14 protein-coding genes are annotated in these 21,852 nt (G+C 67.8%); 7 read left to right on the forward strand and 7 right to left on the reverse strand.

From position 1 onward, the window contains the following. Together tssI and AGI3411_RS07960 are read left to right on the forward strand one after the other, a co-directional pair. The gene (gene tssI, locus AGI3411_RS07955; RefSeq protein ID WP_129526838.1) at positions 1-5,031 is read left to right on the forward strand and encodes a type VI secretion system tip protein TssI/VgrG; all 5,031 of its coding nucleotides are present in this window, start codon (positions 1-3) and stop codon (positions 5,029-5,031) included. Next, positions 5,012-5,623, forward strand: a complete 612-nt coding sequence (locus AGI3411_RS07960; protein ID WP_165359104.1) for a hypothetical protein — start codon at positions 5,012-5,014, stop codon at positions 5,621-5,623. Before tssI ends, AGI3411_RS07960 begins: the two co-directional genes overlap by 20 nt. 10 nt (positions 5,624-5,633) lie before the next feature. Here the strand turns inward: AGI3411_RS07960 and AGI3411_RS07965 are convergent, their stop codons facing one another. Genes AGI3411_RS07965 through AGI3411_RS07995 form a run of 7 tightly spaced genes read right to left on the reverse strand, consistent with a single transcriptional unit; the run spans position 5,634 to position 13,751 of the window. Further along, positions 5,634-6,005: a hypothetical protein gene (locus tag AGI3411_RS07965; RefSeq protein WP_129526839.1), complete on the reverse strand. Its 372-nt coding sequence runs from the start codon at positions 6,003-6,005 to the stop codon at positions 5,634-5,636. A gap of 52 nt (positions 6,006-6,057) precedes the next feature. Beyond that, positions 6,058-7,917: a hypothetical protein gene (locus AGI3411_RS07970; protein ID WP_129526840.1), complete on the reverse strand. Its 1,860-nt coding sequence runs from the start codon at positions 7,915-7,917 to the stop codon at positions 6,058-6,060. Positions 7,918-7,943: 26 nt separating this feature from the next. Beyond that, positions 7,944-8,474, reverse strand: a complete 531-nt coding sequence (locus AGI3411_RS07975) for a hypothetical protein (protein WP_129526841.1) — start codon at positions 8,472-8,474, stop codon at positions 7,944-7,946. Between the two features lie 27 nt (positions 8,475-8,501). Next, positions 8,502-8,996 (reverse strand): hypothetical protein, encoded by a 495-nt coding sequence (locus tag AGI3411_RS07980; protein WP_129526842.1) that lies wholly within the window; start codon positions 8,994-8,996, stop codon positions 8,502-8,504. Beyond that, positions 8,993-10,042 (reverse strand): DUF4123 domain-containing protein, encoded by a 1,050-nt coding sequence (locus AGI3411_RS07985; protein WP_129526843.1) that lies wholly within the window; start codon positions 10,040-10,042, stop codon positions 8,993-8,995. Before AGI3411_RS07985 ends, AGI3411_RS07980 begins: the two co-directional genes overlap by 4 nt. Then, positions 9,991-12,873 carry a type VI secretion system Vgr family protein gene (locus AGI3411_RS07990; RefSeq protein WP_129526844.1) on the reverse strand — a complete coding sequence of 961 codons (2,883 nt, stop codon included), beginning with the start codon at positions 12,871-12,873 and terminating at the stop codon, positions 9,991-9,993. Before AGI3411_RS07990 ends, AGI3411_RS07985 begins: the two co-directional genes overlap by 52 nt. A gap of 26 nt (positions 12,874-12,899) precedes the next feature. Then, positions 12,900-13,751 (reverse strand): hypothetical protein, encoded by an 852-nt coding sequence (locus AGI3411_RS07995; protein ID WP_129526845.1) that lies wholly within the window; start codon positions 13,749-13,751, stop codon positions 12,900-12,902. Between the two features lie 191 nt (positions 13,752-13,942). On the opposite strand from AGI3411_RS07995, the gene AGI3411_RS08000 reads away from it, so the two are divergent. The 5 genes from AGI3411_RS08000 (at position 13,943) to AGI3411_RS08020 (ending at position 21,840) form a co-directional block, all read left to right on the forward strand. Then, positions 13,943-14,794 (forward strand): M15 family metallopeptidase, encoded by an 852-nt coding sequence (locus AGI3411_RS08000; protein WP_129526846.1) that lies wholly within the window; start codon positions 13,943-13,945, stop codon positions 14,792-14,794. A 37-nt stretch (positions 14,795-14,831) separates the two neighbouring features. Beyond that, positions 14,832-16,238 carry a hypothetical protein gene (locus AGI3411_RS08005; RefSeq protein WP_129526847.1) on the forward strand — a complete coding sequence of 469 codons (1,407 nt, stop codon included), beginning with the start codon at positions 14,832-14,834 and terminating at the stop codon, positions 16,236-16,238. Positions 16,239-16,304: 66 nt separating this feature from the next. Beyond that, positions 16,305-20,063 (forward strand): type VI secretion system membrane subunit TssM, encoded by a 3,759-nt coding sequence (gene tssM / locus AGI3411_RS08010; RefSeq protein WP_244240284.1) that lies wholly within the window; start codon positions 16,305-16,307, stop codon positions 20,061-20,063. Then, on the forward strand, positions 20,060-21,043 hold the full coding sequence (tagF, locus tag AGI3411_RS08015; protein WP_129526848.1) for a type VI secretion system-associated protein TagF: 984 nt from the start codon (positions 20,060-20,062) through the stop codon (positions 21,041-21,043). The genes tssM and tagF overlap by 4 nt, the downstream gene beginning before the upstream one ends. 2 nt (positions 21,044-21,045) lie before the next feature. Beyond that, positions 21,046-21,840, forward strand: coding sequence for an OmpA family protein (locus AGI3411_RS08020; RefSeq protein ID WP_129526849.1), 795 nt, complete (start codon positions 21,046-21,048; stop codon positions 21,838-21,840). Positions 21,841-21,852 lie beyond the last annotated feature (12 nt).

Below are 21,852 nucleotides of genomic sequence, written 5' to 3' on the forward strand. Positions count from 1 at the left end.
ATGATCGATCGCTCCTCCACGCCTGCGGGCTTCAGCAGCCTGGATGCCGCCTCGCTGTCCCAGAACGCCCGCCTGCTGCAAGTGCGCACGCCGCTGGGCGACGCGCTCACCGTCGAACGCATGCAGCTGCGCGAAGGCGTGTCCGAACTGTTCGCCCTGACCCTGGACTGTCTGGCGTCGTCGGCGGAGCTGGACGTGGAACCGCTGCTGGGCAAGGAGATCAGCGTCAGCCTGCTGCTGGCCGACGGCAGCCGGCGCCTCTGGCACGCGGTGGTGGAAGGCGTGGATTCGCTGGGCGCCGATGGCGGGCTGGCGCGCTACCGGCTGCATGCCGCCCCGTGGCTGGCCACGCTGCGCCTGCGCCGCGACAGCTTCCTCTACCAGGACAAGCCGGTCACCGACATCCTGAGCGAAGTCTTCGCCGACTATCCTCTGGCGTCGTTCGCATTCGAAATCACCGAGCCGCCGGCGCCGCGCCCGGTGCGCACCCAGTACCGTGAAACCGACCTGGCCTTCGTGCTGCGCCTGATGGCCGAAGCAGGCCTGAGCTTCCGCTTCGACCATCAGCAGGGCGAACAGCAGGACGGCGCCGCAGGAGGCGCGCAGCACCGCCTGGTGGTGTTCGACGCGGGCGCAGCGCATCCCGCCAATCCCGCCGCCACGCTGCGCTTTCACCGCAGCGACGCCACGGAAACCGAAGACAGCGTCACGCGCTTCGGCGCCGCGCGCGCCATCCAGCCCAATGCCGTCACGCGCGTGGCCTGGAACGACCGCGCGCTGCTCGCGCACGGCGCGCATGCCCAGTCCGGCCTGGATGCGGGCTCGGTGCCGCCGCTGGAAGACTACGATTACGACGGCCACGGCCGCTACACGGACGACGCCGGGGCCGAACAGCGGGCCGCGCGCAGCCTGCTGGCCCACGAAGCGCGCATGGTGCGTTTCGACGGCGGCGGCACGGCGCGCCAGATGGCGCCCGGCCACGACTTCACGCTGACGCAGCACGACCGCTATGCGGAAGGCGCGGGCCAGGCGGTCGATGAAATGGGCGGCAACCAATACACGCTGCTGCACGTATTGCACGAGGCCGCCAACAACCTGGGCAGCCAGGCGGCCCAGGTGCTGGGCGCGTCCGACCTGGAACACGGCACCTACCACAACACCTTCAGCGCCCAACCCGTGGCGGCCGCGCTGCTGCCCCCGTGGATCGCCAAGCCGACCGCCCCCGAAGGCCTCGTCGCCGTGGTGGTGACGGCGCAGGACGAAGCCATTTCGTCCGGACGAGACCTGCGCGTCAAAGTGCAGTTTCCCTGGCAGCGCGGACGGCGTCCCCTGCCGGGCGGCCTGCCCCACCGCAGCCACGGCGACGACGAAGGCAACGCGCCGGGCAACGACAGTTCCGGCACTTGGCTGCGTGTTGCCGGCGCGCAGGCCGGCCCCAACTGGGGCGCCCACCATCTTCCGCGGCAGGGCACCGAAGTCGTCGTGGAATTCCTGGATGGCGACATCGACCAGCCCGTGGTGGTGGCGCAGCTCTATAACGACGCCGACCTGCCGCCCTGGTCGGCGGGCGTGGATGCCGAGGCCAACCACCCCGGCACGCTCAGCGGCTGGCACAGCCAGGGCCTGGACGGCGAAGGCCACAGCCAGTGGCTGTTCGACGACACCTCGGGACAGGTGCGCACGCGCCTGTCCAGCTCGGCCGCTGCCTCGCAGCTGGGCCTGGGCCATCTGGTCAAGCAGGCTGCGGACGAATCCAGCCGCGGCGAATGGCGCGGCACCGGCTTCGAACTGCGCTCGGACGCCTGGACCGTGGTGCGCTCCGGGCAAGGCATGCTGCTGTCGGCCAATGCGCGGTCAAACGCCGGCTCCACCCTGGCCGATGCGAAGGAAGCGCTGGCCCTGATGCGCGGCGCGCAGAACGCCGCGCAGCGCATCAACGACGCCGCCGCGCAGCGCCAGGCGCGCGAATTGACGGCCACCGGCCAGTACGATGCGCAGATCAAGGCCATCGATCCCAAGGCCGACGGCCGCTATCCGGGCAGCGTAGGCGGCCAGCAGGCCATCAAGGCCAGCGGCGGCGGACGAACCGGCACGGAGCCGGTCGAACGCATCGATGGCGCGCGCATGCTGATCGACGCGCCCTCCTCCCTCAACCTGTCCACGCCCGCGTCGACCATCCTGCACGCGAGCGAGAACCTGCACGTCACCGCACAGGCGGATGGCCACATTGCCGCCCGCCAGACCTTCGCCAGCGCGTCGGGCAAATCGACCAGCCTGTTCGTGCAGGACGGCGGCCTGCGCGCCATTGCGGCCAACGCGCCCGTCTCGCTCCACGCACATACCGACATGCTGGAAATGCTGGCCGGCCAGGACATCACCGTCACGTCGACCACGGACAGCATCGAGATCCTGGCGAACCAGCGTGTCACCCTGCAGGCCGCGAACGGCAGCATCGTGCTGGACGGCGGCGACATCCTGTTCAAAGGGCCGGGCATGTTTTCGGTCAAAGGCGCCTCGCACAGCCTGATCGGCCCGGGCAGCGACGCCGCCGCCCTGCCCGCGCTGCCGTCGACCCAGGTAGGCGACCCGATGATCGTGACGGCCGAGCTGCTGCACCGGCCCAAGGCGCAGGCGCTGGCGGCCTTGCAAGCCAGTTCCTCCCAGGGCGCGAACGCCGCCGCGGCGGGCGCCGCGGCAAGCGGCGCCGCGACGGCAACCGCCTCGGCCGATACGAGCCTGGCCGGCCGTGCCGCCGCGCTGGCGGGGCAGGCTGGCGGCCTGGCCAGCAGCGCCGCGCAATCGATCAAAAGCGCTTCCACTGCCGTCACCGGCGCCGTCGACGGCGCCAAACAGGCGGGCACCACGCTGATGGCTGGCGCCGCAGACAAGGCCGGCGAGCTGGCACGCTCGGCGGCCAACGCGGTCACGCCGTCGCTGATGGGTGGGCCTGGCGCAAGCCTGGGCGCAACGGCCGGGCAAGCCGCCGGCACCGGCGCGACTTCGGCCGTTTCCTCGACAGCCGGCAATGCCATGGGCTCAGCCGCCGCAAATGCTGCCGGAACACTGGCGTCAGGCGTCGCGGCGAACGCGGGCGCCACCGCCCAGGGCGCGGCATCCGGACTGCAGGGCGCCTCGGCGACGGCCGGCGCTGGCGCCTTCTCCGGCGCGGCGGACATGCTTTCGGCCGCTGGCGACGCGGCGGGCAAGATTGGCGAATTCGTGAACCCCGTCATGGCGCAGGCCCTGACGGGCAATGGCGACCGGGGGTCGGCGATCGGCTCGGCGGTCAACGGCCTGCTGGGTTCGACCCGCGCCGGACAATACGGATTGCCGGCAATCGCCGGCGCCATCATGCGCGCCCCCAGCCTGGATGCTTCCGCGCTGCCGGCCGTGGCAAGCGCGGTCCTGCAGTCTCCGGCCGTGAGCGGCTCTGGGCTGCCCGGGGTCGCCGCCGCCGTCTTGCGCACGCCCGGCTTCAGCCCGGACATGCTGCCGTCGTCCGTGACCAAGGCCCTGCAAATGGCAGGCGTGCTGCCCAACTCCGGAACGCCACCTTTCGCGCCGCCGGGCACGCCTAGATCCACGCCAGGCGCAACCCAGGACGGCGCCGCCGCGCAGGATGCCGGCGAACCCGCGGCGTCCAACGCGCTGACCACCTACCGCGGCCAGACGGGCGCGCATCTGCAGTTCGTGAACTTTGCCGAAGAAGACGCGTTCTGGAACGACGGCACCGTCCTCATCAGCGAGGACCGGCAGACGGCCAAACCGAAGATCCACGTCAGATTCAGCAAGGCCGCCGTCCACAAGTTCAGCATCAAGGTCGTCGCAGGCAGGGACAACATCGCGTACTCGCAAGGCGAGAAGGGCCGCCATGCAGCCTATCGCGACCCGAACGGCAGAACGTTCCAATACCAGACGGATCCCGACGGCACCAAGGTCGTGAACGACATCTCGCTGCCGGCCGCTGGGCTGAATACCTACACCTTCGAGGTCCGGGACGCGCGAAACCAGCGCATCGCCACCGAAACGGTGGAAACGGCACGCCGGCTCTACATCCAGGAACTGGTGATGCCCGGTCCGCAACCAATGGCGCGCGCGCAGGACAATAGCGCCATGGCCGCCGAGTACCGCCGCCATGGCATCGATGTCGCGCACCTTCCGGCGCGCCAAGGCGCCGGAAACGCGAACTACGACGTAGACCAGGCCGACGCCGACCTGCTCCAGCGCCAGGCAAGGGCGATCTACGATCAATCCGAAGGGCCTGACCACGAGCCCTACACGATCGTCGTCTGCCACGTGGAACGCCTGGCCTTCAAGGCGCCCCAGCACACCATCTACCGGGACGCCTACGCGGGCCCGGGCGAGCGCAAGGTCTATGTGCCGCTGGTGGGCGGCGACGGCGCCTCCCATTTCCTCTGGTACGGCATCGACAACGACCCGTGGTTCCTGAACGCCACCTACGAATACACGGACGCCTCGGGCCAGGTCCGCCGCATCCCCATTCCGCCCGATCGCGTCTTCCCGGTGCCTCAAGATCAGGGCAAGCCCCTGGAATGCCCGGGCGTGGGCGTGATCGTCGATGGCCTGACGCCGACGCGGACGCTGGGCAAGATCCACCTCAACGTGCAATTGATGGACTCGGCAGCCACCGGCGTGGCGTTCCCGGGCACTAATCTGCTATGCGTCGCGGCCCGCACCCCCTGGGATCCTGCGGACCCCGCAGGCCGCCAACAGACGCTGGTGCATGAAATCGGCCACCTGATCTATATGGTGGCCAGCGGGCCTGCATGGGCGCAGGCGAACGGCTACGAGGACGATGACTCGCACCTGGACGCCTCGCCCTACTTCTACTCGCCCCACGGCCGCCATTGCCACTTCGGCCTGGCCAAGCTGGCCAACGTCGAAGACTATGCCTACGAATCGGGCTCCTGCGTCATGTTCGGCATCAGCGGGGCTCCCATACGCTTCTGCCCGACCTGCGCCAGGGCCGTGCGCAAAGTGGACTTCTCCAATGGCTGGCCTTCCTTCTAACCGCGCACCGCGCTGGCGCCCGCTGCTGGCCGCGCTATGCGCGGCCGCCGGCCTCATGCTCGCGTCCGCGCCCTCCGGCGCCTCGCCGCCCTCGCCCATGACTACCGACTGGATCGATCCCCCCGCCTTCGCGACCGCCCCCGTGGGCACGACCCGCGAGCACGCCTGCATGCCCGCCAACCGGGCCGACAGCGACCCCCAGCTGCACCTGGCCGGCCCTCGGCGCGTCACCCTCCAGGCCGCGGACAAGCTGGTCGTGCCGGTTTGCGCCCGAGGCATCATCCCCGTCACCACCAACATGCCGCCGCCTGCCGTCGTCGCGACGGACAAGACCACCGGCAAGGTCTATCGCGGCATCGCCTATCAACGCAAGCGGCCGCAACCGCGCGGCATGGACATCGATATCGCGCCAGGCTCGGTTCCGCCGCGGGATACACCGATCGAGCCCGGCGTCAGCGTCGGGACGCAATTCAGCACCGACGTGGCCGCGGCCGCCGGGCTTCCAAAGCAGGAAGCCGTCTACGAGGTTTACGTGGAAGCCAACGGCCTGCGCTCGAATGCCGTCACGATCGAGGTGCGGGCCGCGGAATAGCTGCCGCCCTTCAGCCCGGCCCGGCGCTGCCGGGCCGGAACATGCGCAGCACGCGATCACGGATAGATCGCCCATAGGCCCAGCACCACACCGCCAGGGCCAGCAGGGCGACCAGCAGATAGGCGCGGTGCTCCACGGGCACGGGATTGAGGGCCGACAAGGTCAAGAAGGGCTCGAAGCCCATGAAATCGCTGGCGGCGAGCGTGCTGAAGAAGAGCGCCAGCACCGGCCCCGTGAAATGCGGGCGCTCGCCCCGCGTGTCCTTGTCCGCCCATGCGAACCAATGGATGAAGCGGATCAGCTGAATCGCCACCGCGCATAGCGGGACGACGACGGCGAGCAGCAGGACGATAAGGGCGACGGCGACTTGAGGCGGAAGCATGGCGGCATTTTAGCGGCTGCCGGCGCATTCGCCAGCCAGCCCCGCCGCAAGCCTAGAACGGCAATCCCAGTATCAGCGAATTCGGCGTCGTCATATTGGAGAAAGTGTCGTCGGCGGCCTTTTTCAGCTTTTCCGTAAACGTGGGCTGCCGCGTATCGTCGCCATCGTCGATGAAGCGCGACCGGAAAAGCCGCGCGTTGCTGGGGAGGCGTTGAATCGCCCAATCGTCGTCCGGCGGATCCACCGGGTCATGCATATAGATGGAGAAGACCTGTAGGGTGGACGGCCCGAGGCGGGGCTGCGGCGTCAATGAAGCCACTTCCAGGCAGGCACGTTGATAGTCGGTGGGCGGCGCAATCCGGGCGCGCCCATAGAACGTTTCCTTCCCAGCGTGCTTGTGCATGATTTCAAGGCGCGCAAAATCAATCGCAGCCTGCAGGGCGCTGATATATAGATAGCTGGGCGCCGCCCCTCTGCGGGCCTGGGCAAGCAGGTCGACCAGCCACACCACATACATCATGCGGTGCAGATAGAGTTGCCTGGCAAGCGCCTTGTCGCCCTCCATGCCGTCGATGGCGTCCTCGGCGTGGCGCACCCCAAGCAGGGCCGCCGAAGGAGGCGCCAGTTGCTGCTGATAGTTGCGCAGAACGTCTCGCGCACGCGAGGTTGCGGCGATATCGAAGTCAGCGCCCAGATCCATTGCATTGGTCTTGGTCTGTTCCAGCCCATCGAATGGAACGCCACTCAAGCGGGCTATCCGCCACATTTCCTGCAACGCGACATGGCCGATCCCCGAATCGCGCTGCTGGAAGCCTTTAGGATAACTCCCAGAGACATCGCGTCCCAGGCCGGGGTAGATGCGCTCCTGCCGGGCCGGCGGCGCCATCGGTGACGCCATCAGCGGCACCAGTTGCGCGCCGCCAAGCGTATGCACGCGCCATCTGAGTTCGTGCGCGGAAATGAAATGCGCCGCCTTGGCAAGGGCACGCGGCAGATCCTGGGCATCCGCCGCGGTATTGCGCAAGATACCGAATGCCCAAGGGATCTTCGAGGCGGCAAACCCCACGAATGAATTGTCGCGATACCCCACCGCGTCATAAAAACCCGCGAACACCAGCTTGAGGGGCACCTTGCGCTTGTCCGCCAGTTCCCACTCCAGTTTGTCGCTGTTCTCGTCTCCGTCGCATTCCTTGCACAACTCGTTGAGAAACGCCCGTGCCAGCGCAGCCCCCCAATCGCAACCGAACACAGAGACCTGGATTTCTTCGATCTTGATCGTCGTCGAGGTCAGCGCGTCTTTGAAGTAATTGACGCCTTGGCTGATGCGCGGCGCGGCACCCGAATTGATGGCCTCGAACATGAATTTGGAGTCCCGCACCGGATCGAACTGATCCAAAATGGCCCGGGCAATGTTGCCGGCAGCATCCTTGACCACTTTGACGCCGGTTTTGCCGGGATTGCGTATCGCCTCTCCTACGTCCTTGCGCACCTTGCCCGGCAACCCCTTTATCGCATCGCCGACCGCCGAACCCACCCGCTTTCCCTTCAGGATGTCGATGCCGATATCCTTGGCAGTATCCAGGGGAAGATCCTTCGCGGGATCCACGGTCACGCTCTTCAGCATATCGCCCGCAATCGATCCCGCCTGATCTTTGGGAAACTCATAGGAGCTCAGATTCATATCTGTGCCCAGCCCAGCGATGTAATACGCCCTGCGCAACAGAGCACCCACCGGCGTTTTTCCATACCCTTTCCAGAGACGGCCGATGTTCGATGGCGGCAAGCTGGCGTCATGGATACTCAGGCCAATACCATCGAAGAACAGGGTGATATGCAACTTTCCATGGCATTTAACGCCGTTTACGGGCTCGCAAGCCAACACCTGCATGGCCGCGCGTTCTTCTTCAAGCAATATTTCTTTCCAGCTGTCTGGCGCCGTCATCGATTTGTCACCCAGCCACTACCCGGAAGCTCGGGCGCGACGTTGCTGAACTCCGATACCAGCGGCACATTAACGTAGCGCGCCGCCACCTTGCCTTCGGGATATATACGCAACTCCAGCGCCACCCTCCCGGCGGGGCGTTCAGGCTGAGGAAGCGTTACCTGAAACGGATAGTCCCCCTCCTCAGTCGCCTGCGGCCCCGATGCATAACGCCAAAGTATGCGCATCGGCGCATCGGGAGCGGCAGGCTTGTAGCCAAATGACTGGGAATCCAACCCTCGGGCCGACTCCGCACGAATAGTGTCCCGAAGTCCGGGAGTCATGGAATACGCGATGTCGTACTGCGTAAAGTTATAGGGATAAATGGTTATCGAACCTTCATACATCCCGCGCTGGACGTTTGCCGTATTAGTCCGCACCACATAGGCGTAGGCGGCCACAGCGATAGCGACCAGTATCAGCGCACCCAACGCGATCCGAAGACCGCGTTTCGAACTGCCCCGTTTCGCTTGGCCACGATCAGACATTCCCGACATTCCTCTTTCCCTTGTTCCTCATTGGCTCACCCAATCTCCGCTATTCCACACCGACTCTGGCACTGCCGTGGGTTCGGGCATTTCAGCCGCAGTCGCAAACCGAGCTTGCACCCGGTCCGTCGCGGTGAAACGCAACAACAGCACCGCCGCATCGTCCGGGCGCGGCACCTTCAATTCTGCGCGTTGCGGATAGCGGTTTCCTTCGCCGTCCAGCGGTCCCCATCGCACCTCGACCGGCTTGTGGCGGCTGTCCGGCCCGTAGAAACAGGCAGGAGAAAGCGGGCCGGGCGGCGCGCCGGAAGCCCGCGCGGTCCAATCGCCCGGAAACGCGCCCGTGGCATCTTCTAGCTGGTAGGCGATGTCGGTATCGGTGTCATTGCGGGCCTCGCACAACAGCAATGGAGGCATCATCGCCGCGTACGCCCAGCGGTAGACAGGCGGCCCCGCCACTACGGCCACCAACGCTACGGCGAGGGCCATTAGTGTCCAGGGCAAGATACGTTTCGACGTCATGCCGCCCTCCCGCGGACAAAAGCGGCGAACTGAGGCTCGAACGCATAACCCGCCGGCGCCTCGAACCCGGCCCCGCCATCGGCCGCGATCAGTTCCGCTTTCACTGCGGCGCGCTCGTCGGGCGCCAGGTGTTCCAGGACCTGGTCGAGAGCCTGCCCTTCGCGCACGCGCGCCGCGACCAACGAACTCCTGTGCGCCATGGGATGCAAGTCCAGGGCATCCAGCGCGTAGCAGAACTGGCGTTCGAAAGTCGCCAAGCCGTGCGCCGCGGCCACGCGCGACAGATGGCATGCCAGGGCATAAGGCGTGGGCCGCGTCCAGCGCGCCAGCATGCCGGGCACGCGCTGGAGCAGCGCGTCCAGCAGCGGGCCGGGTTCGCACAGGCGCATCACCGCGTCCGTTTGCGATTGCGCCAGCACCCAGGGCGGCGACGCCGGTTTCGGCGCGGTGTCTTCCTGCGCCAGGTTGAGGGAACACGCGCGGTTCCAGGGGTCTACCCATGACCATTGCTCGCCGGTCCGCAGCATACCCCGCAATACGTCTTCCCCCATCAGCGTCAACATGGGTTCCGCAAGGCGCGGATCGTAGAAGCGCAGCAGGAAATCCAGGCCGTCGTCGGTTTGCGCATCCAACCAATGGGCCAGATGCTGGGCCATGTCTTCGATCGGCTGCTCCGTCCACACCCACGACACGGCATGGTGGGCCTGCCCGGTCCGCCACAGCCATTCGGCTTGCGCGACGTCGGGCTGCACCAGCAGCGGGCCGATCGACGCGGCGGCGGCTTCGTGCCGCTGCGCGTACAGTGAGGCATCGCCCGGGGCATCGAAGTGCCGGCGCAATTCCGCTGGCACCGTGTCCTGGCAATCCTCCAGCATGCCCGGCTCGACCAGGGCGAAAAGATGGCGCCCCGAGGCCAGGTCGCGCGCGCCGGCCTGGACCTTGGCGTACAGCGCCTCGGCGTCCGAGCGCAGGATCAGGGAACGGGCGCCGGCGTTCATGAGCGAAACACTGCCGGCAATGCCTGCTTCATGGCGTTCTTCAGGCATTCGATGCAGACCTCCCCAGGCATGGAAGGGAACTGATAAGGCATCTGGTCCGGCCCTGCGAACTGCTTGTTCCCGGTCTTCACGTCGATTCTTCCCGGGGCCGTCACCGTGATGTTGCCGCCTTCGAGCACGATGCTGGCGCCTGCCGCGGTCGCGATACGGATGCGTTTGGGCGCGGCGCACTCGACGGACGTCTGGGCGCTGCCGATCCTGATGTCCTTCTGCGCCTGCACGCGCAGGATGTCGTGCTGCGCCTGGACGTCCACATTGCCCTTGGCCGAGATCAGGTCCAGCCCGGAATCCGCCCCGCCCTGCTGCAGGCCGGCGACGATGCCCAGGCCCTGGCCGGTATGCAGGCGCAGCGCGCCCATCACGGCCAGGTTCTGGTCCTTGCCCGATGACCAGTGCACGGCTTCGCCGGCGGTGTATTGCATGTGCTGGCCGGCGATCTGCGCGAGGCCCGCGCGGGCGGCCATCAGCACCACCGGATCGGTGGGGTGCGGCACTTTTCCTTCGGCTGCCTGCGTGTGCTTGGCCGTTGCATCGCCGCGCGCGCCATCCAGACTGTCGCCGGCGACGGTGCCCGACACGGTGCGGTGCATGGCGGCCAGGGGCGCCTTGCCATCATCCAGCACGCTGGCTTCCGGCCCGCTGGTGCCCATAGCCGTCGCCAGGCGCAAGCCCTCGTGCGCGCCGACCACGCTGTCCAGCGAGCGCGCCATCTGGTCCGTCTGGCCCGCCAGCGCCTGCAAGCCTGCCGCGTCTCCCGCCCCGCTGGCGGCGCCGCCAGTGACGGCATAGGTGCTGAGCAGCACGCCCGCGCCGCCGCGCACGGCGCCGTAGCCGTCGCTGCGCAGCTCCGCGCCCAGGCCGCGCAGGCCGCCGCGGTAGTTGCCGGCCTGGTGGATCAGGTGGCCCAGGTTCAGCTCGCTGGCCTCCTGGCTGCTCTTGATCTGTACGCGCAACTGGCCGTCGGTGTCGTCGAAGACGATCTGGTTGTAGCCGGAACCGCCGAATTCCTTGCTCTTGAAACCGGTCAAGGCGGCGGCATTGCGATGGTTCTCCTCGCCGCCCCCCGCGCCGTGCCAGGCGGGCGCATTGCCGGACGCCAGGTTGGCCTGCGCACTGGGCGCGCCGTCGCGCGCGGCGGCATACACCTGCATGTCGACCTGGCTGCCCTGGCGGCCGCCGGGCGTGGCGGGCGTACCGCCTTCGCCGCGGCCGTTGTACAGCGCGCCCACCACGATGGGCTGGTCCACGTCGTCATCCAAAAAGCGCACAAGCACTTCCTGCCCGATGCGCGGTACGAAGCTGATGCCCATGCCCGCGCCGGACTGTCGCTGCGCCACGCGCACCCAGCGGCTCTTGGCTTCGCCGTCCTTGGCCTCGCCCTGCCAGTGGAACTTGATGCGCACATCGCCGCGCTTATTGCGCAGGATCTCGTCCTGCGCTTTGGGTTGCGCGCCGCCTTCGGCGTCCGTCACCACTGCCGTATGCACACCGTGCACCGAGGGCGCGCCGCTCAGGCGTGCACCGCGCGCCTGCGGCAGCTCTGGCCGCCAGGGCCGGTCGCAGCGCACAGCTTCGAAACGGTTGGCGTAGCCGACCTCGCGGGCCTTGGCCAGCACGGCGGCATCCACCTCCAGCGCCGCGCCGGCATGCGGCGCGCCTCCCGGAGGCGCCGGCGCATCATCGTCCAGCAGCAGGTGCGCGTCCAGTCCGCCCAGGCGTTGCGCCAGCGAGGCGCGCGTCTCGGGCGGCAGATTGTTGATGCCTACGTGTTCGATGCGATCCAGCGCGAATACCGGTTCGAAACCTTCCTCGCCGGCCGGCCCCAAGGACGACATGGCTTGCAAGGTGAACCGCGTGCCCGACCGGAACGTGCGCACACCGCCGCGGCCGATAAAGGTTTCGGCGCGGGCGCGCACGGCCTCCATGGCCAAGGTGGCCTGACGCTTGGCCTGGGCTTCATCGGCAAAGCCGCCGTGGCCCACGGGCTCGTACCATTCCAGGTCCGCCGCGTCGTCCTCTCCGTTGGCCGGGTTGACCAGCGCCTCGGCCGCCACCGCGCGCTTGCCGCTGTCGTGCCAGCCCAGGACGGTGATGCGGTCCGGCACGCGGCGGCGCTGGCGCGCCAGGACCTGCACGGTATCGCGGGACTCCGTGGCGCCGGCGCGGTGAAAACGCACGCCGCCGCCGGCGGACTCCTCGTCCTCCGGCAGGCTGCGGCTGTCGGTGAAGATCAAGAGCGCGTGCTTGGCCGGCACGCTGGCGTCTTCCACCACCGCCCAGCCCAGGCCCGCTTCGGCCAGCAGGCGGCTCAGGAATTCGTAGTCGGTCTCACGGTACTGCGTAACGTAAGGACGGGGCGCCAGATCGGCCAGCGCGGGCTCCACGTCGGGAGCGATGCGATAGACATAGCCCTCGTAGCCATCCAGCACATGGCGCACGATATCCAGCACCGGCTTGGCTTCGTAGATGCGGCTGGTGCGCCGCTGCGTGGCCAGCCACAGCCAGGGCGCAACCGTCAGGCGGTAGCGGGCCAGGCCGGCGTCGCCGGACAGCAATTCAGCTTCACGGATCACTCCGCTACGGCTGGCGCGGCTGCCGTCCGCCCGCGTGGTCCACAGCGTGACCGGGCGAGCGATCATGTCCTGCAGCGGCAGGCCGGCATTGTCGGCCAGCGCCACGACCCGCATCTGGGCCACGCCGGACAGCGCCTCGCGCCCGACCCAGCCTTCCACCTGCAGGGAGGCGAGCGCGCCCTCGCCTTCCAGTTGGTAGAGGCGGGCATCGGAACTGAACAGGCCGGCGGTCGCGGTCGAATCCATTGCGGGTAAAACCTTTATTTAGGGGCTCAGGGCTCGATGTTGGCTTGCGGATTGGGGCACTCGGACGCGGTTCCCCAATGGCCCGCGCAAACCCGCAGGCGGCATTGCTCGCTCTCCAGGAACCCGAGCTCGCGGCATTGCTCCAGGCGCGAGGCCAACGGCGACCCGGGCAACTCCCGGACGAACACGCCATCGGTCTTGTAGACCTTGGTGCCTGGCGGCGAAGCGGGCGGCAGCCCATACGACATTAGCGCCGCGAGCAGCGCCGCGTCGGAATCGTTACGCGGCGCCTTGGCGCGCGGCGGCGCGGGTTGGCTCGCGGCGGCACGCGCGTTGCCTGCGGCGTGCTCCGCCCGCCGCACGGTCGGGCCGGCCTCTTTGGCTGCCGCGGGCGCGGCCAAGGCGGCCGGCGGCGGCGCGGCGGTGACCGCGAGCGCCGACAACGGGTTTTGCGGCACACGGTCGTTGTCATCGTCCGGCCGCGTCAATTGCGCCAGCGGATGATCTTCGATGATAGCGGCGGAGGACGGCTGCGCAACCGGATCGTTTACCGTGGCGGCGCCGGCCGCGGCCGGCGCCGCGGCGGAAGGCGGGGACGCCGGCGGCGCGTCGGTTGCCGCCACGACAGGCAAGTCGGGCACGTCGAACACAGCCTGCAGGCCAACGCCCGCCGCGCCGATCAATAAGAGCAGCAGCACCAGCAGCGGCGCCCGGGAACGGCGCTTCGGCGCCAGGTGCTTGACCTCGGCGTCCGGCACGCGGCCTTCGAGCGTTGCGAGAATGCGCGACGAGGCGCGTTCATTCGATGACGGTGAACGCCCAGCCAGCAAACTAGGAGCGGAGGTCGGTGATCGCGATCTTTTTTCGTCTTCTGCCATGCGAGGTCCCGTGTTGGCAGGGAAGCTTGCGCACCCCTGTAACCAAGGGGTTCGAGAATACCCGATGACATCTTCTCGATCACCATTTCTTGTTACGAGTTCTAAGCCACAGACGCGTTTTGCAACGTCCAAGCGCTTGCCTGAATCCCAAATAGAACAAAAGATTACGCCTTCGTAACCGAGGGACCTCATTGCTGCTCCTGCTGCCCCTATATTTCCTGCTCGCCATCGGCGTGTCCGCACTGCTGGTCTTCCCTTCATTCCGGGAGGCCGCCGTACGGGGTACACGCGCGCTCGCACAGGGCGCGCGCCGGAGAATGGCGCGCGGCGCCGGCCAAGCGGGAGAGGTCGTCGAAGGGTCCGCGCAGGCGGTCCGCGCGGGCTTCGGGAAGGCCGGTAGCGCATTCTCGGCCTACCGCTGGCATATCGCCATCGGCCTGTTGGTGGTGCTGTTTCCGTCGCTTTTTGCTTTCGTCATGCGACACAATCACACATTTGTTTACGAGGATCGGACGGCCGGTCCGGACCCTCGCATCCAGGCGCTCTTGACCGGCGAAAGGCTGGTTCCGCCGCCTCCGCTTCCTCCCGAAGCCTTCACCACGCGCGAGGTGGAGCAGGTGCGTCCGAACCTGGGCGGCGCCAGCCGCGACTGGAACCTGCTGGATGCCGATTACCGTCAGCGCCTGCTGGCCGCGTACAGGGTAATGCGCGAGGAGCACGGCTATGAAATGGTGCTGATCGAGGGCTATCGCAGCCCCGAGCGCCAGACGCAGCTGGCCGGCATGGGGTCGCACGTAACCAACGCCGGCGCCTACCAGAGCTATCACCAGTACGGGCTGGCGGCCGACAGCGCCTTCTTGCGGGAAGGCAAAGTGGTCGTCTCGGAAAAGGACCCCTGGGCCATGCGCGGCTACGAGCTCTTCGGCGAGACCGCCGAGCGCGTCGGCCTGACCTGGGGCGGCCGCTGGAAGATGATGGACTTCGGCCACACTGAGCTGCGCCGCCCGGGCGTCATGCAGCGCGGCAACGGAGCGGCGAAATGAGCCGGCCCGCCGCTACCGTCAACCTGATACAACGTCCATGAGCCGCATCCTTAAAACCGGCCTGCTGCTGGCCCTCGTCTTCGGCGTCGTCTGGCTGGCCGTCATCATCTGGTGGCAGGAGTCGCACACGCTGCCCACGGGCGTGGACATCGGCCTCTATCTGTTCGCGCTGCCGCTGGCGCTGATTGCCGCCGGCTGGGCCGGCGCCCGCATCATCCGCGCGCGCCGCGAAGCCAAGGCCGCTCCCGCGCCCGCCGCCGCCCCGTCGGGCGAGCCGGAAGCCGCCCCCGTCGCCGATCTGGCCCGCCTGGTCGTGCTGGCCAGCACCGCGCGCGCGGCGCTGGGCGGCGATCCGGCCTCCATCCATGCCGCCCTGGCCAAACACCAGCGCCCCGAGCTCGACGCGTCGCTGAAAAATGCGAGAGGCTTTCCCATCTTCAGCGGCCGCGCCGCCCACCTGGACACCGATACCTTGCGCGAAGCCGCAAGCGCCGCGGCCGGTCCCGGCAGCGCGCTGAGCGGCGGCTGCCTGCGCGCCGCCGCGCTGCTGGCCGAGGTGGTCGAAACCCTATCGCAAGAAGCCCGCGCCCTCGTGCTCGGCAGCGGCACGCCGCGGCGCGATGAAGATTGGCCGCAGCTGCAGCTGGAGCTATTGCTGCCCGCCGATTGGCCTCAGGCCGCGCGCACGCATACCCTGGACCGGGCCCGTGCGGCGGCCGTCTGGGTGCCCGGGCGTATCGATGCCCGCGTTCACAACGCGGCGGACGCGCTCGCCAGCGACGGCCTGCTGCGCCAGCTTGCTCAGGAGCCATTGGACAAGACGAGCGCCGCGCTGCGCCTGGTGGCCGCGGCGGATTCCTATATCGATGCCGGCGTGGTGCAGGACTGGGATGCCGAAGGCAAACTGGTCAGCACCGCCAATCCGCAAGGCCGCGTGCCCGGCGAGGCAGCCGCCGGCCTGCTGCTGGATCTGGCGCTTGGCGCACCGTCCGCCATCCAGGACCCCGCGCCCCCGCGCGATCCGCCCATTGGCGCCGTCGCGCTGACCTTGTCGCCGACGGCGCGCCGCAGCACCGAAGCGGATGCGCGCGGCGCCTCCGGCGAACCCATCCTGGCCGAATTGACGGAGCGCTTCCTGCAACAACAGGGGCAGCGCGCGGACGGGATACGCACGATGGTCAGCGACGCCGACCACCGCGGCAGCCGGCCGCTGGAAGCCGCCGGCCTGGCCGGCGCGCTCTTTCCCGCGCTGGATCCGAACCAGGATTGCCTTTCCATCGGCGCCGCCTGTGGCTACACGGGCGCCGCCGCGCACCTGTTGACGCTGGCGATCGCCGGCGAAACCTGCGCGCAAACGGACGCGCCCGTGCTTGCCGTCATGACCCAGGACCCTGCCCTGCGGACGCTGGCGCTGGTCTCCCGCCCCATTCGCCCCACCGCCTGAACCACAAGAAAACCAGTCAAAACCATGCGTAGCCCCTCAGGTTTCTTTTCCAGCATATCCAGCGCGATGAGCGAAGGCCGACATTGGACGTCGCGCGTGCTGGCCAACCCGCGTACCTTCATGGTGATCGGCCTGATCGCTCTGATGCTGTTCCTGTTCCTGTTCGCGGGCACCGTCGAGATCGGCCTCATCTGGGCGGGCATCGCCCTGGGCGTCGGCCTGCTGCTGTGGCTGTGCGCCTACCTGTGGCGCCGGCGGCGCACCCGCAAGGCCAACAAGAACCTGGGCGACATGCTGGAACAGCAAGTGCAGACGGGCGCCGCCGCCAACCGCAACGACGTGGAGGCGCTGCGCTCGCGGCTGACCCAGGCGGTGCGCACCATCAAAACCTCGAAAATCGGGCAGGCGTCGGGCAACGAGGCCCTGTACGAGCTGCCCTGGTACATCGTGATCGGCAATCCGGCCGCGGGCAAGAGCAGCGCGGTCATCAATTCCGGCCTGCAGTTTCCGTTCGCCGACAAGAACGGCGCGGCGGTGCGCGGGGTCGGCGGCACGCGCAACTGCGACTGGTTCTTCACCACCGAAGGCATCCTGCTGGACACGGCCGGACGCTACTCGGTGCATGAAGAGGACCGCAACGAATGGATGGGCTTCCTGGACCTGCTCAAGCGCCATCGTCCCAAGGCGCCGATCAACGGCATCATCGTGGCCGCCAGCATCGAGGAACTGACGGGCGCCGGGCCGGAATTCGCGATCAACCTGGCCAAGAACCTGCGCCAGCGCGTGCAGGAGCTGACCGACCGCCTGGAAGTGTTCGCGCCGGTCTACATCATCTTCACCAAGGCCGACCTGATCTCGGGCTTCAGCGAATTCTTCTCCGACAGCGACCAGAGCGAGCGCGACCGCGTCTGGGGCGCAACCCTGCCCTACGGCGCCGAAGAAAACCGCGATGTACTGGCACTGTTCGACAGCCGCTTCGACGAGCTGTACGAAGGCCTGAAAGAGATGGGAACGGCGCAAATCTCGCTGCGCAACAGCCGCGACCTGCCGCCGGGCCTGCTCACGTTCCCGCTGGAATTTGCCGGTATCAAGCCGGCGCTGCGCACCTTCCTGTCCACGCTGTTCGAAACCAATCCGTTCCAGTACAAGCCGGTGTTCCGCGGTTTCTACTTCACCAGCGCGCTGCAGGAAGGCGTCACGCAAAGCACCTCCACCGAGAAGCTGGCCGAGCGCTTCGAGCTGCGTCCCGCGGCGCGCGCGCAATCGCGCAGCGTGACCTCGAACAATGGCTTCTTCCTGCGCGAACTGTTTTCCAGCGTGATCTTCGCCGACAAGAAACTGGTGCGCCAGCACGCCAGCCCGGCCAAGACCCGCATGCGCTACCTGACCTTTTTCGGCCTGGTGCTGGCGCTGGGCCTGGTCCTGGGCGGATGGAGCTGGTCGTACCTGGGCAACCGCCAATTGGCGCAGAACGTGCAGGCCGACCTGGACAAGGTGGTGCGGCTGCAAAGCGAGCGCACCGATCTGCAAAGCCGCCTGGAAGCGATGGAGATCCTGCAGGATCGCATCGAGCAGCTGGACCGCTACTCGTCCAGCCGGCCGTGGTCGCTGGGCCTGGGCCTGTACCAGGGCGACGTGCTAAAGGACCGCCTGCTGGCCGAGTACTACAACGGCGTGCGCCAGTTCATGCTGGCACCCGTGAAGACCAGCCTGGAGGATTTCCTGGCGAAGGTGGACACCTCCGCCGCGGCCGCCGCCACGGGAGGCGCGCCGCAGCCGGCGCCCCAGCAGCCCCGCGCCGCGCACGCCGCGGGCGGCGACACGCTGTTCCAGGACGCCTCGCCCACCAACGCGGACGACGCGTACAACGCGCTCAAGACGTATCTGATGATGGCCAATCACCAGCACGTCGATCCTACCCACCTGTCCGACCAGATCACGCGCTTCTGGCGCGGCTGGCTGGAGACCAACCGGGGCGCGATGCCGCGCGACCAGCTGATCCGCAGCGCCGAGCGCCTGATCTCGTTCTACGTCAGCCGCGCGCCGGATGCCGGATGGCCGCAGATCGACACCAACCTGGCCCTGGTCGAAAAGACCCGCGGCAGCCTGCGCGCGGTGATGCAAGGCATGCCGGCGCGCGAGCGCGCCTACGCAACGCTCAAGGCCCGCGCCGCCACGCGCTTCCAGACCATGACAGTGGCGCGCATCGTCGGCGAGAACGACGCTGGCGTCGTGGCCGGCAGCTACGCCATCCCGGGCACCTTCACGCGCGAGGCCTGGGAGCAGTACATCCAGCCCGCCATCAGCGAAGCCGCCAAGAAGGAAGTCCAGACCAGCGACTGGGTGCTGGGCGTGAACGCCCGCGACGACCTGACGCTGGAAGGCAGCCCCGAGCAGATCCAGAAGAGCCTGGCGACGATGTACAAGACGGAGTACGCCGAGGAATGGCAGAAGTTCCTGCGCGGCGTGACGATCAAGCCGTTCACGAGCTTCGAGCAATCGGTCGGCGCGATGAACCGCCTGGGCGATCCGCAGACCTCGCCCATCGCCAAGCTCATCAACACCACGTACGAACAGACCTCCTGGGACAACCCCTCGCTGATCAACGCCGGGCTGCAACAGGCGCAGAGCGGCGTGGTCGGCTGGTTCAAGCGCGTGATCCTGCGCCAGACGCCGCCGGCGCCCGGCGCGACCACCGCCAATGGCGAGGCGATCCCCATGGGCCCGGTGGGCCGCGAGTTCTCCGACGTGGCGCGGCTGGTCGTCACGCGCGACAACCAGTCGCTGCTGGGCAACTACATGGGCGCGCTGTCGAAGATCCGCACCCGCTTCAACCTGCTCAACAACCAGGGCGATGCCGGCCCCGGCGCGCTCACGCTGATGCGCCAGACGCTGGAAGGCAAGGATTCGGAACTGGCCGACGCCTTGAAGCTGGTGGACGAGCAAATGCTGGCCGGCATGAGCGCGACGCAGCGCGAAACGCTGCGCCCGCTTCTGGTGCGTCCGCTGATCCAGGCGTATTCGGTGACCATGCAGCCCGCCGAAGCCGAGCTGAACAAGGTCTGGAACGCCCAGGTCTACCAGCCGTTCAACCAGAACCTGTCCGAAAAGTATCCGTTCGCCAGCCGCGCCAGCGTGGAAGCCAGCGGCGATGAAATCGGTCAGGTATTCGGCCCGCAAGGCAGCATCGCCCGCTACGTCAACGAGACGCTGGGCCCGCTGACCGTGCGCCGTGGCGACATCCTGACGGCGCGCACGTGGGGCGACATGGGCGTGAGCCTGCAGCCGACCTTCACGGCCAATTTCGCGCAATGGGTGGCGCCGCTCTCGGGCGGCGCGGCGGGCAGCGGCGCGGCCAGCCAGCCGCAGACGCTGTTCCAGATCCAGCCCAAGCCGGCCGGCGGCGTGACCGAATACACCATCGAGATCGATGGCCAGCAGCTGCGCTACCGCAACACGCCGCCGCAATGGGTAAATTTCGTCTGGCCCAATGCGCAGGGAGCGCCCGGCGCGCGCATCACCGCCACCACTTTCGATGGCAGCGTGGTCGAAATCGTCAACGAGCCGGGCCGTTTCGGCCTGGAACGCTTGATCTCGACCGCCCAGCGCACGGCCAACCCCGACGGCAGCTTCAACATGAGCTGGGGCAAATCCAACGTGACGGTCCCCGTGAAGCTGCGCATCATCAGCAATGCCCAGGCGCCCGGCGCCGGCGGCAGCGAGCCCGGCGGCAGCCAGGGTCTGCGCAACCTGCGCCTGCCCTCCTCCGTGGTCGGCATGTCCCCTGAATCCTCCGCCCAGACGCAATCCGGAGCGCCGCAATGAGCAACACGCAGTCCCCCCTGTTCCGTACGGCCTACTTCGGCAAGATCCCCAGCCGCGGCGACTTCGTGAAGAACACCTCGCATCCGCAGCTCATGGCCACGCTGGACGCCTGGGTCGCCAACACCATGGAGATCCTGGCGCAGGAACCGCACTGGAAGGCGCTCTACGATGAAGCCGAGCCGATGCCTTTCGCGATCCTGGGGTCGCGCGGCAAGCTGGCCATCGCGGGACATCTGCAGCCCAGCCAGGACCAGTCGGGCAGGCGCTTCCCGTTCCTGTCCGCCACGTCGCTCGAAGTGCAGCGCCCGCTGGAATTCATCGCGCGCAGCCCCATGGCCTTCAGCCGCCTCTGGAACCGCATGGGCGGCGCCGCCGCCCTGCTCGCGAGCGATAGCGACCCGGCCGCCGCCTTGCAGACCCTGAACGAGTTGGAAGGCGAAATCCGCACCGCGGCCGATGACGGCTTCGACGCCTTCGTGGACCTGCAGACCGTGGAGCGCCTGGAAGCGATGCTGCGCGGCAACGGCCACGCGGCAAGCGTGCACGACATCATCCTGGCGCTGGGCATCCTGCTGGAGCCGGTGATGTCCAGCGGCTCATCGCAGCTGGACAAGGGGCTGTCGCTGCCGCTGCCCGATGATCCGCTCTACATCAACCTGGTCGCGGCGTACTGGATGGCGCTGATCGCGCCGTTCCTGTCGCGGGCGGACTTCGAGATTACGATCTTCATCGGGCGCATCGCCGGCAAGCACCGGCTGGCTGTCGGCTTTCGCGGCGCAGCGCCGCAAACCCTGGCCAGCCTGCTTTCCACGCCGCAGGTCTACGCCGAGCAGCACATCGTGCTGGAAGACGCGCCCTGGGTGCGTAACCACGTATCGGCCAGCCATGGGTTGGCCAAGCTTTCCAGCTATCTGGACCAACCGCGGCTGTCTCTGCGCATTGCGCTGGACACTTTCCGCGAAGTCTTCACCGGAGCCTGACCATGCGCGTCTCTCTCCTGATCATGGCGGCGCTGTATTCGTGCGTCGCGGCGGCGCAAGATGCCGCGACTGTCGTTCCCGCCAATGTCATCCCCCAGCCGGGCCAGGTCGTGGCCAGCGGCGCCGTGCCCGACGAGGCCACCAAGGCCGACGTGCTGACGCGGCTGCAGCAGGTGTACGGCGTGGGGAACGTGATCGACCGGATCGACGTGGGCGGCGTGGTCGCGCCCCCGAACTGGTCCGAGCACGTGGGCAAGCTGATCGGCCAGCCCTTGAAGCAGATCAATCGCGGCCAGCTGGAAATCGACGGCACCCAGATCCGTCTGCGCGGAGAAGTGCAGAATGAAGCATCGCGCCAGCAGATTGCCAGCAACTTCGCGACGTCGCTCAATCCCACCTACAAGATCGTCAATGGGCTGCGCGTCTCGGCCGGCAAGGACGAACAGGGGCTGCTGGACAATCTGCTGGCCAACCGTGTGGTCGAGTTCGAAACCGGCAGCGCCACGCTGACCGCGCGCGGACGCGAACTGCTGGACAAGGTTGCCGACGTGGTGCCCAAGCTGCACAGCGACAAGGTTCAGATCATCGGCCATACCGACAGCTCCGGCAGCCGCAGCACCAACCTGGCGCTGAGCCAAGCGCGCGCGGACGCGGTCAGGGCCTATCTGGTGGACAAGGGCCTGCCGCCCGGGCGTTTCGAAACGCTGGGCGCCGGACCGGACCAGCCGGTGGCGACCAACGCCACCGCCGAAGGCCGCGCCAAAAACCGCCGGATCGAGTTCCGGGCCAGCCGCTAAGGCCGCTGGCCT

The organism is Achromobacter agilis (genome assembly GCF_900496965.1).
GTDB lineage: Bacteria > Pseudomonadota > Gammaproteobacteria > Burkholderiales > Burkholderiaceae_B > Achromobacter > Achromobacter agilis.

Coding starts and splice junctions, on each gene's coding strand:
- AGI3411_RS07995 (WP_129526845.1), bottom strand. CDS start 13,751: ATGGCAGAAGACGAAAAAAGATCGCGATCACCGACCTCCGCTCCTAGT.
- AGI3411_RS07960 (WP_165359104.1), top strand. CDS start 5,012: ATGGCTGGCCTTCCTTCTAACCGCGCACCGCGCTGGCGCCCGCTGCTG.
- AGI3411_RS07965 (WP_129526839.1), bottom strand. CDS start 6,005: ATGCTTCCGCCTCAAGTCGCCGTCGCCCTTATCGTCCTGCTGCTCGCC.
- AGI3411_RS07990 (WP_129526844.1), bottom strand. CDS start 12,873: ATGGATTCGACCGCGACCGCCGGCCTGTTCAGTTCCGATGCCCGCCTC.
- tssM (WP_244240284.1), top strand. CDS start 16,305: ATGAGCGAAGGCCGACATTGGACGTCGCGCGTGCTGGCCAACCCGCGT.
- AGI3411_RS08020 (WP_129526849.1), top strand. CDS start 21,046: ATGCGCGTCTCTCTCCTGATCATGGCGGCGCTGTATTCGTGCGTCGCG.
- AGI3411_RS08005 (WP_129526847.1), top strand. CDS start 14,832: ATGAGCCGCATCCTTAAAACCGGCCTGCTGCTGGCCCTCGTCTTCGGC.
- AGI3411_RS07985 (WP_129526843.1), bottom strand. CDS start 10,042: ATGCCTGAAGAACGCCATGAAGCAGGCATTGCCGGCAGTGTTTCGCTC.
- tssI (WP_129526838.1), top strand. CDS start 1: ATGATCGATCGCTCCTCCACGCCTGCGGGCTTCAGCAGCCTGGATGCC.
- tagF (WP_129526848.1), top strand. CDS start 20,060: ATGAGCAACACGCAGTCCCCCCTGTTCCGTACGGCCTACTTCGGCAAG.
- AGI3411_RS07980 (WP_129526842.1), bottom strand. CDS start 8,996: ATGACGTCGAAACGTATCTTGCCCTGGACACTAATGGCCCTCGCCGTA.
- AGI3411_RS07975 (WP_129526841.1), bottom strand. CDS start 8,474: ATGTCTGATCGTGGCCAAGCGAAACGGGGCAGTTCGAAACGCGGTCTT.